This window comes from Pedococcus sp. P2_F6, from assembly GCF_056403675.1.
The window spans coordinates 1-14,343 of record NZ_JBFUEZ010000005.1 but is presented as its reverse complement, the minus strand read 5'-3'; the positions used below and the strand labels follow the sequence as shown (position 1 = coordinate 14,343).

The 14,343-nt window shown below is 69.2% G+C and carries 16 protein-coding genes; 9 read left to right on the top strand and 7 right to left on the bottom strand.

Annotation, left to right across the window (positions count from 1 at the left end; all coding sequences use genetic code 11):
• Positions 1-5 precede the first annotated feature (5 nt).
• Positions 6-683 carry a class I SAM-dependent methyltransferase gene (locus AC1DWP_RS15200; RefSeq protein ID WP_477615332.1) on the bottom strand — a complete coding sequence of 226 codons (678 nt, stop codon included), beginning with the start codon at positions 681-683 and terminating at the stop codon, positions 6-8.
• Between the two features lie 18 nt (positions 684-701).
• Between AC1DWP_RS15200 and AC1DWP_RS15195 the strand changes: the two genes are divergently transcribed.
• Together AC1DWP_RS15195 and AC1DWP_RS15190 are read left to right on the top strand one after the other, a co-directional pair.
• Positions 702-1,241 carry an N-acetyltransferase family protein gene (locus tag AC1DWP_RS15195; protein WP_477615331.1) on the top strand — a complete coding sequence of 180 codons (540 nt, stop codon included), beginning with the start codon at positions 702-704 and terminating at the stop codon, positions 1,239-1,241.
• Positions 1,242-1,310: 69 nt separating this feature from the next.
• Positions 1,311-1,724 (top strand): DUF4259 domain-containing protein, encoded by a 414-nt coding sequence (locus AC1DWP_RS15190; RefSeq protein WP_477615330.1) that lies wholly within the window; start codon positions 1,311-1,313, stop codon positions 1,722-1,724.
• On the opposite strand, the gene AC1DWP_RS15185 is transcribed toward AC1DWP_RS15190, so the two are convergent.
• Together AC1DWP_RS15185 and lexA are read right to left on the bottom strand one after the other, a co-directional pair.
• Positions 1,700-1,912, bottom strand: coding sequence for a hypothetical protein (locus AC1DWP_RS15185; protein WP_477615329.1), 213 nt, complete (start codon positions 1,910-1,912; stop codon positions 1,700-1,702). The two genes, AC1DWP_RS15190 and AC1DWP_RS15185, sit on opposite strands and share 25 nt — an antisense overlap.
• Positions 1,913-2,123: 211 nt before the next feature.
• A complete protein-coding gene (lexA, locus tag AC1DWP_RS15180; protein ID WP_477615328.1) occupies positions 2,124-2,849 on the bottom strand; it encodes a transcriptional repressor LexA in 726 nt (241 codons plus the stop codon).
• A gap of 255 nt (positions 2,850-3,104) precedes the next feature.
• Here lexA and AC1DWP_RS15175 point away from each other — a divergent pair, with 255 nt between their 5' ends.
• Positions 3,105-3,503: a LysM peptidoglycan-binding domain-containing protein gene (locus AC1DWP_RS15175; protein WP_477615327.1), complete on the top strand. Its 399-nt coding sequence runs from the start codon at positions 3,105-3,107 to the stop codon at positions 3,501-3,503.
• A gap of 450 nt (positions 3,504-3,953) precedes the next feature.
• On the opposite strand, the gene AC1DWP_RS15170 is transcribed toward AC1DWP_RS15175, so the two are convergent.
• The gene (locus AC1DWP_RS15170) at positions 3,954-5,228 is read right to left on the bottom strand and encodes a winged helix DNA-binding domain-containing protein (protein ID WP_477615326.1); all 1,275 of its coding nucleotides are present in this window, start codon (positions 5,226-5,228) and stop codon (positions 3,954-3,956) included.
• Positions 5,229-5,275: 47 nt separating this feature from the next.
• Here AC1DWP_RS15170 and AC1DWP_RS15165 point away from each other — a divergent pair, with 47 nt between their 5' ends.
• The 3 genes from AC1DWP_RS15165 (at position 5,276) to AC1DWP_RS15155 (ending at position 7,235) form a co-directional block, all read left to right on the top strand.
• Positions 5,276-5,704 carry an SRPBCC family protein gene (locus AC1DWP_RS15165; protein WP_477615325.1) on the top strand — a complete coding sequence of 143 codons (429 nt, stop codon included), beginning with the start codon at positions 5,276-5,278 and terminating at the stop codon, positions 5,702-5,704.
• Positions 5,705-5,817: 113 nt separating this feature from the next.
• Positions 5,818-6,417, top strand: coding sequence for a dihydrofolate reductase family protein (locus AC1DWP_RS15160; RefSeq protein ID WP_477615324.1), 600 nt, complete (start codon positions 5,818-5,820; stop codon positions 6,415-6,417).
• Positions 6,418-6,533: 116 nt separating this feature from the next.
• Positions 6,534-7,235 (top strand): DUF998 domain-containing protein, encoded by a 702-nt coding sequence (locus tag AC1DWP_RS15155; protein WP_477615323.1) that lies wholly within the window; start codon positions 6,534-6,536, stop codon positions 7,233-7,235.
• On the opposite strand, the gene AC1DWP_RS15150 is transcribed toward AC1DWP_RS15155, so the two are convergent.
• Together AC1DWP_RS15150 and AC1DWP_RS15145 are read right to left on the bottom strand one after the other, a co-directional pair.
• Positions 7,225-8,058 (bottom strand): hypothetical protein, encoded by an 834-nt coding sequence (locus tag AC1DWP_RS15150; RefSeq protein WP_477615322.1) that lies wholly within the window; start codon positions 8,056-8,058, stop codon positions 7,225-7,227. The two genes, AC1DWP_RS15155 and AC1DWP_RS15150, sit on opposite strands and share 11 nt — an antisense overlap.
• A 79-nt stretch (positions 8,059-8,137) precedes the next feature.
• On the bottom strand, positions 8,138-8,737 hold the full coding sequence (locus tag AC1DWP_RS15145) for a GNAT family N-acetyltransferase (RefSeq protein WP_477615321.1): 600 nt from the start codon (positions 8,735-8,737) through the stop codon (positions 8,138-8,140).
• Between the two features lie 177 nt (positions 8,738-8,914).
• Between AC1DWP_RS15145 and AC1DWP_RS15140 the strand changes: the two genes are divergently transcribed.
• Positions 8,915-9,640 (top strand): ZIP family metal transporter, encoded by a 726-nt coding sequence (locus AC1DWP_RS15140; RefSeq protein ID WP_477615320.1) that lies wholly within the window; start codon positions 8,915-8,917, stop codon positions 9,638-9,640.
• A 30-nt stretch (positions 9,641-9,670) separates the two neighbouring features.
• Here the strand turns inward: AC1DWP_RS15140 and AC1DWP_RS15135 are convergent, their stop codons facing one another.
• On the bottom strand, positions 9,671-10,159 hold the full coding sequence (locus tag AC1DWP_RS15135; protein ID WP_477615319.1) for a hypothetical protein: 489 nt from the start codon (positions 10,157-10,159) through the stop codon (positions 9,671-9,673).
• Positions 10,160-10,694: 535 nt separating this feature from the next.
• On the opposite strand from AC1DWP_RS15135, the gene nrdR reads away from it, so the two are divergent.
• Both nrdR and AC1DWP_RS15125 read left to right on the top strand, forming a co-directional pair.
• Positions 10,695-11,207 (top strand): transcriptional regulator NrdR, encoded by a 513-nt coding sequence (gene nrdR, locus AC1DWP_RS15130; RefSeq protein ID WP_477615318.1) that lies wholly within the window; start codon positions 10,695-10,697, stop codon positions 11,205-11,207.
• A gap of 177 nt (positions 11,208-11,384) precedes the next feature.
• The gene (locus AC1DWP_RS15125; protein ID WP_477615317.1) at positions 11,385-14,315 is read left to right on the top strand and encodes a vitamin B12-dependent ribonucleotide reductase; all 2,931 of its coding nucleotides are present in this window, start codon (positions 11,385-11,387) and stop codon (positions 14,313-14,315) included.
• Positions 14,316-14,343 lie beyond the last annotated feature (28 nt).

Below are 14,343 nucleotides of genomic sequence, written 5' to 3'. Positions count from 1 at the left end.
GAACCTCACGCCGGTCGCCGGGCTATCAGCACCACGTCGATCGCGTCGCCCTGCTCGGTGGGCCGCACGTACTCCTCGCAGCGCTCGACGTCCAGGTCCCCGGCCGCCGCCCGCAGCTGCTCGGGTGTGTGCAGCAGCGCCGGGTCGGACGGGCCGCCGACCCCTTCGGTGAGGTTGCGCAGGCCGTGGCCGACGACCACCAGCGCACCGCCCGGCGTCAGCCACGTCCGGGTGCGGGAGACCACGTCGGAGGGCAGGTGGAGGTACGACACGAGGACGAGGTCGAAGAGGAATAGGGGCGCCGGGTGCCAGGACCGGGCGTCCGCCACCACCCAGTCGATCCGGAGCCCGCGACTGGAGGCCTCCTTCTCGCCCTTGGCCAGCCCCACCGCCGAGAAGTCGACCGCCGTGACCCGCCAGCCCTTCGAGGCCAGCCACACGGCGTGTCGGCCCTCGCCGGCGCCGAGGTCGAGGGCGCGACCGGGCGGCCAGGCGCCCACGATCCTTTCCACCTCGGCGTTGGGCGTCGCGCTCCAGACGTGCTCGTGGGCGGCATACCGCTCGTCCCACAAGGCCTGTCGGTCCGTCGGCCCACCGCGGTCGGGGTCGGGCAGCTTCGAAGCCTCAGCCGAGTCGTGCGTCCCGTGGCTGTGGTCGTGGCGGTGGCCGTGCTCGTCGCTCATCCCCCTAGCATCGCCGATATGAGCAGCATTGCCCCGGACAGCGGCCGCGCAATCGTCGTCCGTGACGCGACGCCGGCGGACCTCCCCGCGATGGCCGCCGTCTACGACGAGCAGGTCCGCACCTCGGTGGCGACCTTCGACACCGAACCCCGCGGCGCGGCATACCTCGGTGAGAAGCTCGCCGCCACCGGTGCCGGCAACGTCGGCAACGTCGTCCTCGTCGCCTGCGCGGACGAGCAGCTGCTCGGGTACGCGTTCTCCGGTGCCTTTCGCCCGCGGCCGGCCTACGACGGCACCAAGGAGGTGTCGGTCTACCTCGCGGAGGGCGCGCGCGGTCTCGGCCTCGGACGGACCTTGTATGCCGCGCTGCTGGCGCGGCTGGACGCCGCACCTGAGGTGCACACCCAGGTGGCCGTGATCGCCCTACCGAACGACGCCAGCGTGGCGCTGCACGTCGCGTGCGGCTTCGAGCGGGTGGGAGTGCTTCACGAGGTCGGACACAAGTTCGGTCGTTACGTCGACACGGCCTGGTACCAACGGATGACTCCGCACGAGTAGGACTGGCGTGTCGCTGCGTCTCTTGGCACCCTCGAAGGAGCATCGTTCGCACGCTGTGGAGGTTGGGAGATGGGCGCCACCGGAGCCGGGCCGTTCGAGAACGACGACGCACTCGACCTGCTCGACGAGCTCGAGGAGTCCGAGCAGGACGTGCGACGCAAGCGGGTCGAGGCGGCCCTCGACCAAGTGGTCCGCGCGCGGGGGTACATCGAGGCGCCGACCATGTCGCAGGCGGTGGCCGCAGCGGTGCTCGTGGCTGCCTGCGACGACTTCGAATCCGTCGTGGGCGAACGCAATGTGCCCTGGTGGGTCGACGAGGAACCCATCGAGGTGGACGAACAGCTGGAGGAGCTCGCCACCCGGGCACTGCACCGGGCGATGCAGTCAGACGACAACGAGCTGTGGGAGCTGTGGGCCGAGGGTGACGGCGGCGAACGCTTCGCCACCAAGATCACGCACTACCTCGACGCGCTGGGTGACTGAGCGGGGGAATGGGCGGGGGACTGGGCGGGGAGCTGACCCTGTGCCCGACAGATCCCGAGAGCCGCGTCGATCTGGTCCAGGTTCAGCTGCGAGCAGGCGTGGCTCGCGGCGTCGATCAGGTCCGCGAGCAGTTCGATCTCGGACCCCAGCACCTGGTCGGTGAGATCGGGGTCGGGTTGGGCCTCCATGTGTAGAGAACGCACGTGCGAGTCGCCTGTTACGGGGCACGTGACGCACACGGGCCCGCGAGGTCCGCTTCAGTCCATTCGGGCGAATGAGCCATCAGCCGAACGGATGATGGGTCGACTCGTGCCGGCCCCACGACGCGCCTGCACGCACGTGTGCCGCGGAGCGCACGAGGCGCTCCGCGGCACACGTCGCCGGACCTGAGCGTCGAGCTCAGACCCGACGAAGCACCGCCGTGACCTTGCCGAGGATCGTGGCGTGGTCTCCGTCGATGGGGTCGAAGGCGGCGTTGTGCGGCATCAGCCACACCTTGCCGTCCTTGCGCTTGAAGGTCTTGACGGTGGCCTCGTTGTCGAGCATCGCCGCGACGATGTCTCCGTTGTCGGCCGTGGGCTGCTGGCGGACGACGACCCAGTCGCCGTCGCAGATCGCGGCTTCGATCATCGAGTCGCCGACGACCTGGAGGAGGAACAGCTGGCCCTCGCCGACGATCTGCCGGGGGAGAGGGAAGACGTCCTCGACGGTTTCCTCGGCGAGGATGGGCACACCGGCGGCGATGCGCCCGAGCACGGGCACGTAGGTCGCAGCCGGGCGCTGGTCGCCGGACCCGGTCTCGTCGTAGGTCGCCGTCTCGTCCTCGGCGGAGGCGCCGCCGCGGTAGCCCCGCATGTCGGCGGGGGAGTCGGGGGAGACCACCTCGATGGCGCGCGGCCGGTTGGGGTCGCGGCGCAGGAAGCCCTTGCGCTCGAGGGTGGAGAGCTGGTGGGCGACCGAGCTGGGGGAGGTGAGGCCGACCGCCTCGCCGATCTCGCGCAGGCTCGGCGGGTAGCCGCGCCGGTCGACCGAGTTGCGGATCACCTCGAGCACCCGTCGCTGCCGGACGGTGAGCCCGTCACCGCGATCGCGGTCGGGCAGTTCCTTGACGTTGTCGTCGCTCATGCCGCTTCCTCACTTGAGCAGTTTCGGGTGCAGGTGCAGGTCAGGTGCCGTATGCCGGGTGCTCGCGGAGCCGTTGTCAGTGCCCTCTGATGTGCTAGCGGCATGAACACAGCGTATGGCCTTCGAACGCCTGTGCCAAACATGTGTTCGACGCGTGTCTTGATTGATTCGAACATGCGTGCTAGAAATCAGTCAAGCAGTTCTTCGCACACCCGTTCGAGGAACGCAGCAGAGCACGTCACGATGGAGGACCTGATGAGTGCAGCAGTCGCTTGGGACGTCGCCCCCGCACCGGTGCGGGTCCCCGTTCGCCCGGCTCGCCCCCGCCTGGTCTCGGTGCCCACCGGCCCAGAGGTCGCCGTCGCTCCCGCCGCCCCGCTGCGCCTGACCCGTGCAGCCCGGCTCGCGATCACGCTCACCGTCGTGGTGACGGCCGTGGCCCTGGCGATCGCCGTGTTCTCCGGTGGCGCGTCCGCCACCGTGATCGACCACTCCACCACGGTGCAGTCCGGTCAGACCCTGTCGCAGATCGCGGTCGAGCAGCTCCCGCAGCTGTCCATGGCCGAGGCGGTCGCCCAGATCCAGGTCGCCAACGACCTGACCGACAGCAACGTCCACGCCGGTCAGACGCTGCTCATCCCCGCCGTCGGCTGAGACCCGCCAGCTGCCGACTGAGCGCGCCGGTCGAGTGCCCTACGCATTTCGCGCTACGCGATAACCACGATGCGCTGGGCGCGAACCTCGTAGGACCGTGGTCGGCATGCACACCACCACACGGATGGCGGCCGCCCTGGCCGCAGCTGCCGGAGCAGTGACCTTCTCGGTGCTCCCGGCCATCGCCGCGGCGGGAACTCCCACCTCGTTCACCGTCGACACCCAGTTCGTGGACGGACCCAGCGACATCACGGCCGCGACTGGTCCGCTCTCGGCATGCACCCAGGTCACCGACCTCGAGAACGCCGCCGACCTGCGGACCCACAACCAGCTCGTCTTCAGCGGGGTCAAGCAGCTCACCTGTGGCACGGCGACGGTGACGGTCGGATATCAGGCCTTCATCACCCTCCCCGCGTTCCAGAACCCGAACGTGCTCCCAGAAGGCGGCGGCTACCGGACCTTCGGGGACTGGTGGGTCATCGACTCGACCCTGCCGGGCGTGAGCTCGGGCGGCGGCAAGCTGGCGGGCGACAACCGCACCTGCACGCTCGATGCCGGCTCAGTCGGCTGCATCACCGACGCCTCCCGCTTCGGCCTGCGTGCTGGGTGGCCGAGCTCGCCGCCCCAGAGGTGCGGGGTGCCTTCGTTCTCGACCAGGGACAGGTCGCGCCCAAGGAAGCCAGCGAGGCGCTGGGCCGCCACCCTGACCTGGGTGCGTCCTCGAGTCGAGACCTCAGGAGCGAGGTGCACCTCGACCTGCACGGCGTCGGGTCGCACGGTCCGTTTCCAGAGCCCGACGTTGGTGCCGTCGAGCACCACGCTCGCCCAGAACGGGTCGGTGTGTTCGGCATAGGGGTGGCCGGGCAGCGCTGAGAAGTTCACCTGCGGATAGGTCAGCACCGCCTCGTCATAGGTCGGGAAGAGGTATGCCGCCGGGGCGCCTCGACTGACCCGGCGCACCTGCGTCGGGTCGAACCAGTGCGGGATGCCGTCGACCTCCACTTCCTCCAGGTGGTCGCCGAGCTGTGCGAGCGCTGCCTTGGTGTCGCTGACCGTCATGGTGGCCCACCGGGTGAAGTCCTTGACCGAGGCCGGCCCGTGGCCGCTGAAGAACCGTCGGACCAGCTCCACGACAGCCTCGTCCCGGCTGCGTTCGGGTGTCGGCGCAATGACCTCGTCGACGAGGGCGTAGGAGTGGTGGACACCCTTCATCGGCCCTGAGCAGACCAGGCCGCGCATCTCCGCGACGATGAGCAGGTGGCCGAGCTGTTCGCCGGGCTTGATGCGTGAACCGCGCTCGACGAACGCCTCACCGAGCTCGGGTCGAGTGAGAAAGTTCTTGTCCTGCAACAGTTTTGCCAGCAGCTCGAACCCGTCGCCGAGCCGCTTCGTGTCGTCGAGGCCGAGCTGGCGGTGCCGCGCTCCCATGCTCGACAGCACGCGCGGCGAGGTGAGGGCGAGGATCCAGCGCAGGTCCTCGGGAGCGACGAAGTGCCACGTCGGCCGCAGGATGTGGGTGCGCAGGAAGGCGCCGGTGTCGAACTCACGCTGCACCGCGGCATACCGGTCCTTGCGGGAGCGCATGGCGAGCGAGAAGAAGGCGTGGTCGCGCTCCTGGCTCTGCACACACGTGAGCAGTCGCACGACGTCTGCGGCGCGGGGCAGCGGCGCCGAGCTGAGCCGCTGGGTGGCCAGCCGCTGGGCGAGGACGCTCGCGTGATCCATGGCGTCATCCTCTCGAATACCGCCGACAGGTGCGCGACCATGGAGGGGTGGAGCAGAGCACGACCGTCGACATCGCCGCCCCGCCGGAAAGGGTCTGGGAGGTGCTCACGGACGTCGAGCACTGGTCGGACTGGACCGCCTCGGTGCGCTGGGTTCGCCGCCTCGAGGACGGCCCGTTGCGGACGGGCTCGGCCGCCAAGATCAGCCAGCCCAAGGTCCCGACGGTGGACTGGGTGGTGACCGAGTTCGACCCCGGACGGATGTTCACGTGGGTGTCGTCCGGCCCCGGGGCGCTCACCACGGCGAGGCACTCGGTGGAGGCGCTCCCCGGCGGTGGCAGCAGGGTCCGCCTCTCGGTGGAGCAGAGCGGGATCGTGGGTTCGCTGGTCGGCCGGCTCTACCACGGGCTCACCGAGCGCTACCTCGCGATGGAGTCGGCGGGGCTCAAGGCGCAGTGCGAGGGCGGCCCCGCCTGAGGGACCGATGAGTTCGTGGACCGTTGCCGGTCGGTACTGCTGACAGGAACACCAGGAGACACGAACACCGGGCCGACGCCGACCGTGGGCACGGACCACGGAAGGCGGCAGTCATGGGCAAGGTCATCGCAGGGATCACGACGTCGGTCGACGGTTACGTCACCGGACCGGACGACGGCCCGGACAAGGGGCTCGGTGAGGGCGGCGAGCGGCTGCACTACTGGGTGTTCGGCGGGCCGTGGACCTATGCCGAGGAGCCAACCGGCCAGATGGGGGAGGTCGACAAGGCGTGGATGGACGAGGCCATGGCCAACTTCGGTGCGGTGGTCGGAGGGCGCGCGACCTACGAGGCAGCCGGGCACTGGGGTGACCAGAACCCCTGGGACGTGCCGTTCTTCATCGTCACGCACCGACCGGAGGACCAGCCCGAGGGCGACGCGTTCACGTTCGTCGACGGTCTGGCCGAGGCCGTCGAGCAGGCGCGGGCCGTCGCAGGGGACAAGGACGTGCACGTGATGGGCGGCGCCGACGTGATCCGGCAGGCCCTGGCCGCTGGGCTCGTCGACGACCTGTCGATCATCGTGGCCCCGGTCATCCTGGGCGGGGGCAAGCGACTGTTCGACGGCTTCGAGCAGGACATCGAGCTGACCCACAAGGGCGTCCGGCAGAGCGAGTACGCCACCTTCATCGACTACAGCGTGAACAAGGGCTAGATGGGTCGATCGACCCATCCAGGTGAGTGCGCGAGTGGGCGGATCGGCCGACGCGGGATGAGGCGGGCCCTTCGTAGCGTCGAGGGCATGAGCACCCACCCGACCAGGAGGCAGCCATGACCACCTCGATCTCCCCACACAAGGCAATCCCCACCACCACCGGCGGCGCCACCCACGCCGGCACGGCAGACCTGCACTGGCCTGCCCTCGCCGGCATCACGGGCCCGATCCTGTTCACCTCGGTCTTCCTCGTCCAGCAGCTGGCCCGCCACGACACCTACGACTGGGTCAGCGAGCCGGTGAGCAACCTCGAGGCCGGACCGCACGGCTGGGTCCAGCAGGCGAACTTCGTCGTGTTCGGCGTCCTCATGGCGGCGTTCGCTGGGGGGATGCACCGCGGTGTCGCTCGAAGCCGGCTGAGCCGGCTGGGCCCGCCCCTCCTCGGGCTGTGCAGCGTCGGACTGTTCATCGCCGCGGCCTTCCCCATCGAGCAGGACGCCCAAGGCGTCGCCTACGACCCCGGGTACCACTTCGTCGGCGGCGTGACCTTCTTCCTCAGCTCAGGGCTGGCGCTGCTCGCCCTGTCGCACAGCCTGCGGGCCGATCCGCGATGGGGCACAGTGCTGCCACGCTGGACCCTCGTCGCGGGGCTGCTGGCGTTGGTCGGGTTCGTGACGCTCGGCGCCTTCGCGATCGGCGAGGATACCCCACTGCACGGGTATGCCGGGTTGGCCCAGCGCGTCGTCATCCTCACCGTGACGTTCCCCTGCCTGGTCGCCCTGGCGCTGAGGTTGCGGAGCCACGACCTCAGGTACTGACTCCCCGCAGCTGGACGTCCGCGGCATACCCGCCGAGCTGTGCGGTGAGCTTGGCCGTCGCGGTGCCGGGGCCGGCCGGCGTCCAGGTCACGGTCACGGAGACCGCGTCGCCGGGGGCGATGGCGCCCTCGGTCTCGAGCTCGGCGACGAAGCCGGCCGTGGACGGCTCCACCACGAGGGAGCCCGCCGCGATGCCGAGCGCGTCCTTGCTGCCGTTGAACAGGTGGACGGTGCTGCCCACTGGGTTGGTGCCTGTCGTGGTGAGGTCGAGGCTGCGAGGCACGAAGGCGACGATGTCCTTGGTCGTGGCCGCGCCCGGACCGAGGATGACGTCGGCGACGCGTTCGATGAGGTGCCGGAAGGTCTCCTCGCGGAAGCCGATGACGAACGCGATCACGGCCAGGATGGCGATGCCCGGCCCGTCGTAGGCCACGGGCACCGCGGCCGCCGAGCCGCCACTGGCGGGCGTCGTGGGGGAGGCGGTGACGCTCTTGATGAGCAGCACGACGATCAGCACGCCGATGGTGCCGCACACGCCACCGAGCAGCGGGCGGGCGAGGTGCCACAGGTAGTAGTCGGGGTCCCAGTTGTGGGCGTGCTTGACGATGCCGACGAGGCTGATCGTCGCCCCGCCCAGCGCCCCTGCCCACGGCACCCACAGGGGCACGACCGACTGGAACGAGAACGACCAGTAGAGCCGGCTCGGCTCCGGGTCCTTGGAGTAGATCAGCACGGCGACGAGCAGCGCCGCCATCGAGATCACGTTGACGGCGAAGAAGATGCCGGGCCGTCGGCGCCAGTCGTCCTCGGGAATCGTGGCCATGCTCCGACGATCCTCCGTGCCTTTGCGGACGACATCGTCCGTTTGCACGAAGGTGCCACGTGTGGCGCGCAGCCGGCAGTCAGGTGAGGGTGCGGCGCATGACCAGCCGGGGCAGCTTGCTGGCGACCGCGTCGGTGGTCCCGACGACCGCGAACCCCGCCTTCTCGAACATGTGACGAGTCCCGACGAACGCCATCGTGAGGTCCATCCGCTGCTCGCCGGGATCGACCGGGTGGGCCTCGACGGCGGGCGCGCCGTTCGCCGCGGCATACGCCACGGCACCCTCGATGAGGTGCTCCGTCACGCCACGCCTGCGGAACCCCGAACGCACCACGACGCAGACGATGCTCCACACCGGAAGGTCGTCGACGGGACGCATGAGCGTCGACTTCGTCAGCCGGGTGATCTCCGAACGAGGGCCGATGTTGCACCAGCCGACGGGCTCGCCGTCGAGGTAGGTCACGACTCCTGGCGGGTGCTCGCGCTCGCACAGGCTGCGCATCGCGCGCTCGCGGGCGCCCGGTCCCGTCCCGCCGAGCTCCTCGATCTCCTTGGCCTGGAGGCGGTGGGACAGGCACCAGCAGTGGTTGGCGCGCCGGTTCTTGTTGATGACGTCGGCGAAGTCCTCGAACCGGTCGGGCGTCACCGGGTGCGTCTCCCACGTCTCCGTTGCCGTCACGAGTCCAGCAAAGCACCAGGCACAGACGACCCGCCCGAGTCGAGAGGGTGGCAAACCACTCCCATCACCGCCGGAGGGGTCGATCTGCCACCCTCTCGAGAGCTGGGCGCAGGTAGGGTCCGAGGGCCCGCTGCCGCATCGGCGCAGGTCAAGCGTGGTCGAGGACAGGAGGCGCGGGTGTTCGAAGCAGCGTTCTGGGGATTCGTCGGGGGAGCGGCTCTGCTCATCGGGGCGGCGGCCGGCATCTGGCTGCCCGCCTCCAAGCGCGTCATCGGCTGGGTCATGGCGATCGGCTCGGGGGTGCTCGTCAGTGCACTGACCTTCGAGCTCGCCGGTGAGGCCTACGACAAGGCAGGGGGAGTGTCGACCGTCCTGGGGCTGCTGGCCGGGTCGGTCGTGTTCTTCCTCGGCGACTGGTGGATCGACAGCCGCGGCGGGCACCGGCGCAAGAGCCCCAACGGCCCGCAAGCCGGCGCGGCTGGGACCGCGCTCGCGCTCGGAGCCCTGCTCGACGGCATACCGGAGTCGGCAGCGATCGGCGTCAGCACGATCGGCGGGGGAGGCGTGGGCGTGGCGGTCGTCGCCGCGGTGTTCCTGTCCAACATCCCCGAGGGACTGTCGTCCTCAGCGGGGATGAAGTCCGCCGGGCACAGCGCGCGGTTCATCATGGGCATGTGGCTCGCGGTCGCCGCAGCCTCCACCGTCGCGGCGGCGCTCGGTCGCGTACTGCTCGACGGAGCGGATCCGGCCGTGGTCGCGACCATCCAGGCGTTCGCCGCCGGGGCGATCCTCACGATGCTCGCGGACACGATGGTCCCCGAGGCGGTGGAGCACGCCGGACGCCTCGTCGGGCTGCTGACGGTGGTGGGGTTCAGCGCCGCGTTCCTGCTCTCGATGGCGTAACCGAGGTGGGACGCGGCGCCGCCCCTCCTGTCAGGCCTCGAGGCGGGTGCCGGTGTACGTCCCGGTGCCTTCGAACAGCATGCTGTCGTCCGGCGCGAACACGGTGAACCGGTAGGTCCCCGAGACCGTGTCCCCCTGCACCTTGCCGCGGATCTTCAGCCTCAAGGTCACGTCGGGATCACCGCCGGGCTGCCCGGCGATCGCTCCCCAGGCCGTGGCCTTGAAGCGGTTGTGACCGGTCGATGCCCACGCGCCCGTGGCGCCAGGCCCTGGCGGCTTGAGGTCGTTGGCGACGAGGACACCCCCCGTCGCGAGGCTGACGAGGGTCCGCCCCGGGTCGGGCTCGGCGGGCGGGTCGTCGGTGTGGTCCACCACCCACGTGCCCACCAGCCCCCGGCCCGAATGGCCCTCGCCCGCCGAAGCGGACGCCACCCCCGTGCCCCCGATCAGCACCCCTCCGGCGGCCACCCCCGCTGCGGCCCGGACCAGCTGACGACGATTCATCTCTCCCTGGCTCATGAGAACCTCCTCCGATGGTTCCCTGCAACGGCCCCATGCTGCACCCGAGCGCCCGGGGAGGGGTCCCTCACTCTGCGTAGGCACCAGTCGCCGGGCAGTGAGCCGGTTTCCCGTCGGGTGCCTGCGGATGGGGCCAGTGAGCGCCCCCACGAGCCCCCCATGAGCCCTCCACGGGCCCTCTACGAGCCGGAGCACCACATGTGGGGGAGCGGATTCGGGACAGACCCCACATCTGGGCGCCTCTGACGTCACATCAGTCACACCAGCACCAGTTTGGGCGTGTCGCGCCGCGCCGCCACAAGCCTCTGACCTGCGGCGATGCACACTTCGACACAAGTTTCGGGGAACGGCTTGCGTCGCAGGTCACAGCGAGGCACACTATCCCTACATCTAGTGGTTACACCGCTGTAGTTCGTCCACATGTAGTGCACAGGCTAGGGCGGGTTGTCCACACGTTGTCCCCAGCAAGTCCCCAGTTCCGTCCACAGGACGGGGCCGGATCCGCACCAGCAGACCCCACCGGGAGGAGACCGACATGCACTGCCCGTTCTGCAGGCACACCGACTCCCGCGTGATGGACTCGCGCACGACCGACGACGGCAGCTCGATCCGCCGGCGTCGCCAGTGCCCCGAGTGCGGTCGTCGCTTCACCACCATCGAGACGGCGAGCCTGACGGTCACCAAGCGCTCCGGCGCCAACGAGCCGTTCAGCCGCAGCAAGGTCCTCGTCGGCGTCCGCAAGGCCTGTCAGGGCCGTCCGGTCACCGAGGACGACCTCGCGATCCTGGCCCAGCGGGTCGAGGAGTGCATCCGCCAGCAGGGGCAGGCCGAGGTCGAGGCCCACGAGGTGGGCCTGGCGATCCTCGGACCGTTGCGCGAGCTCGACGAGGTCGCCTACCTGCGGTTCGCCAGCGTCTACCAGGCCTTCGACAGCCTCGAGGACTTCGAGGGTGCGATCACCCTGCTGCGCGCCGAGCGCGACGCCACCGGCACCGAGCCGGAGCCGCGCTCGCGACCACAGACCCAGGCGGGTATGCCGCCGGGCTAGGCCCCGCGGCATACCCGCCGTCCCGCACGGCCACGCACGACGAGAGACCAGACGAGAAGCACGGCCACAGGCGACGCACCACCAAGGGCAACGCACCACCAGAGCATCGCGGCACTGTCAGTGCCGCACGAGACAATCAACAGTAGAAACACCCAGGGGCTAGGGAGGCCACCAGAAATGACTGAAACCGCAGGGGCACGTGCAGGTGCCCGGAAGACTTCCGGCAAGGGAGTCAAGGTAGAGCGGATCTACACCACCCCTGGTGTGCACCCGTACGACGAGGTGACGTGGGAGAAGCGCGACGTCGTCCAGCAGAACTGGAAGACCGGCGAGACGATCTTCGAGCAGCGCGGGGTCGAGTTCCCCGACTTCTGGAGCGTCAACGCCTCCACCATCGTGACCACGAAGTACTTCCGCGGCGCGCTCGGCACCGACAAGCGCGAGACCGGGCTCAAGCAGCTCATCGACCGCGTCGTGCTGACCTACGTCAAGGCGGGCAAGGACCACGGCTACTTCTCCTCCGCGGAGGACGCCGAGATCTTCGAGCACGAGCTGACCTACGCCCTGCTGCACCAGGTGTTCAGCTTCAACTCGCCGGTCTGGTTCAACGTCGGCACGCACAGCCCCCAGCAGGTCTCCGCCTGCTTCATCCTCGCCGTCGACGACTCGATGGACTCGATCCTCAACTGGTACAAGGAAGAGGGCTTCATCTTCAAGGGCGGCTCCGGCGCCGGCCTCAACCTGTCGCGGATCCGCTCGTCCAAGGAGCTGCTGAGCTCCGGTGGCACCGCCTCGGGCCCGGTCTCCTTCATGCGTGGCGCCGACGCGTCCGCGGGGACGATCAAGTCCGGCGGCGCGACCCGTCGTGCGGCCAAGATGGTCGTGCTCGACGTCGACCACCCCGACATCATGGAGTTCGTCCAGACCAAGGCGCGCGAAGAGGACAAGATCCGCGCGCTGCGTGACGCCGGCTTCGACATGGACCTCGGCGGCAAGGACATCGTGAGTGTCCAGTACCAGAACGCCAACAACTCGGTCCGCGTCAGCGACGAGTTCATGAAGGCGGTCGAGGACGGCACCGAGTTCGGGCTGCGCGCTCGCAACACCGGTGAGGTCATCGAGACGATCGACGCCCGCGAGCTGTTCCGCAAGATGGCCGAGGCCGCGTGGGAGTGCGCCGACCCGGGCATCCAGTACGACGATGTCATCAACGACTGGCACACCAACCCCGAGACCGGCCGGATCACCGCGTCCAACCCGTGCTCGGAGTACATGTCGCTCGACAACTCCTCGTGCAACCTGGCCTCGCTCAACCTGCTCAAGTTCCTCAAGGACGACGACACGTTCGACGCCAAGAAGTTCCAGCAGGTGGCCGAGCTCGTCATCACGGCGATGGACATCTCCATCTGCTTCGCGGACTTCCCGACCGAGGCGATCGGCGACACCACGCGTGACTACCGCCAGCTGGGCATCGGCTACGCCAACCTCGGCGCGCTGCTCATGGCGACTGGTCACGGCTACGACTCCGAGGGTGGCCGCTCGCTCGCTGCCGCGATCACCTCGCTGCTCACCGGTGCCGCCTACAAGCGCTCCGCCGAGATCGCGGGCGTCGTCGGTCCGTATGCCGGGTACGCCCGGAACGCGGACGCCCACAAGCGCGTGATGCGCAAGCACCAGAGCGCCAACGACGCGATCCGTCCGCTCGACACGATGGACACCTCGATCCACCGCGCAGCCACCAAGGCGTGGGACGACGTGGTCAAGGTCGGCGAGAAGAACGGCTACCGCAACGCCCAGGCGTCGGTGCTCGCCCCGACCGGCACCATCGGCTTCATGATGGACTGCGACACCACCGGCATCGAGCCGGACTTCTCGCTGGTGAAGTTCAAGAAGCTCGTCGGTGGCGGGTCGATGCAGATCGTCAACCTGACCATCCCGCGTGCGCTCAAGAAGCTGGGCTACACCGGCGAGACCATCGAGGCGATCGTCGAGTACATCGCCGACAAGGGTCACGTCATCGACGCTCCCGGCCTCAAGACCGAGCACTACGAGATCTTCGACACCGCCATGGGTGCGCGGTCGATCGAGGCCATGGGCCACGTGCGGATGATGGCGGCCGTCCAGCCGTTCCTGTCCGGCGCGATCTCCAAGACGGTCAACCTGCCCGAGAACGCCACGGTCGAGGAGATCGAGGACGTCCACATGCAGGGCTGGAAGCTCGGCCTCAAGGCGATCGCGGTCTACCGCGACAACTGCAAGGTCGGCCAGCCGCTGTCCGATGGCGGGTCTACCGCCAAGGACGCTGCCGCTGACAAGGTCACGGCTGCGGCCGAGGCGAAGATCGAGCGGGTCGTCGAGTACCGCCCGGTGCGCAAGCGTCTGCCGAAGCGCCGGACCTCGCAGACCACGTCGTTCGCGGTCGGTGGCGCCGAGGGTTACCTCACGGCCGGCACCTACGAGTCGGGCGACTTGGGCGAGATCTTCCTCAAGTTCGGCAAGCAGGGCTCGACCCTGGCCGGCGTGATGGACGCGTTCTCGATCGCGGTGTCGATCGGCCTGCAGTACGGCGTGCCGCTGGAGACCTTCGTCGAGAAGTTCACCAACCTGCGGTTCGAGCCTGCTGGTCTCACGGACGACCCCGACGTGCGGATGGCGCAGTCGATCATGGACTACGTGTTCCGTCGTCTGGCGCTGGACCACATGGACTTCGACACCCGTTCGTTCATGGGCATCCACACCGCCGAGGAGCGCGCACGTCAGCTCGAGACCGGGTCCTACCAGGCCACCGAGGCTGACGAGTCGGACGAGGAGCTCGAGGACGAGCTGGAGAACTTCAGCCAGTCCGCCCCCGTCACCAAGCCGGCCGCCGCGACCTCGACCCCCACGGTCGAGGGCAAGGCACTCGACGCCGACTCGGTGAAGTCCGGCGCCGGCGCAGCCAGCGCCCGCGAGGTCTCGGTCGAGGTCCACTCGTCCGCCGAGCTCCTTGAGAAGTTCCAGGGCATCTCCGCCGACGCCCCGATGTGCCTCACCTGCGGCACCAAGATGCGCCCCGCCGGCTCCTGCTACGTCTGCGAAGGCTGCGGAAGCACCAGCGGCTGCAGCTAACCCCCAGCCAGTCAAACAACGGTGGGCC

Coding starts and splice junctions, on each gene's coding strand:
- AC1DWP_RS15135 (WP_477615319.1), bottom strand. CDS start 10,159: ATGAGCCAGGGAGAGATGAATCGTCGTCAGCTGGTCCGGGCCGCAGCG.
- AC1DWP_RS15190 (WP_477615330.1), top strand. CDS start 1,311: ATGGGCGCCACCGGAGCCGGGCCGTTCGAGAACGACGACGCACTCGAC.
- AC1DWP_RS15195 (WP_477615331.1), top strand. CDS start 702: ATGAGCAGCATTGCCCCGGACAGCGGCCGCGCAATCGTCGTCCGTGAC.
- AC1DWP_RS15155 (WP_477615323.1), top strand. CDS start 6,534: ATGACCACCTCGATCTCCCCACACAAGGCAATCCCCACCACCACCGGC.
- AC1DWP_RS15185 (WP_477615329.1), bottom strand. CDS start 1,912: ATGGAGGCCCAACCCGACCCCGATCTCACCGACCAGGTGCTGGGGTCC.
- lexA (WP_477615328.1), bottom strand. CDS start 2,849: ATGAGCGACGACAACGTCAAGGAACTGCCCGACCGCGATCGCGGTGAC.
- AC1DWP_RS15150 (WP_477615322.1), bottom strand. CDS start 8,058: ATGGCCACGATTCCCGAGGACGACTGGCGCCGACGGCCCGGCATCTTC.
- AC1DWP_RS15170 (WP_477615326.1), bottom strand. CDS start 5,228: ATGGATCACGCGAGCGTCCTCGCCCAGCGGCTGGCCACCCAGCGGCTC.
- AC1DWP_RS15125 (WP_477615317.1), top strand. CDS start 11,385: ATGACTGAAACCGCAGGGGCACGTGCAGGTGCCCGGAAGACTTCCGGC.
- AC1DWP_RS15175 (WP_477615327.1), top strand. CDS start 3,105: ATGAGTGCAGCAGTCGCTTGGGACGTCGCCCCCGCACCGGTGCGGGTC.
- nrdR (WP_477615318.1), top strand. CDS start 10,695: ATGCACTGCCCGTTCTGCAGGCACACCGACTCCCGCGTGATGGACTCG.
- AC1DWP_RS15160 (WP_477615324.1), top strand. CDS start 5,818: ATGGGCAAGGTCATCGCAGGGATCACGACGTCGGTCGACGGTTACGTC.
- AC1DWP_RS15200 (WP_477615332.1), bottom strand. CDS start 683: ATGAGCGACGAGCACGGCCACCGCCACGACCACAGCCACGGGACGCAC.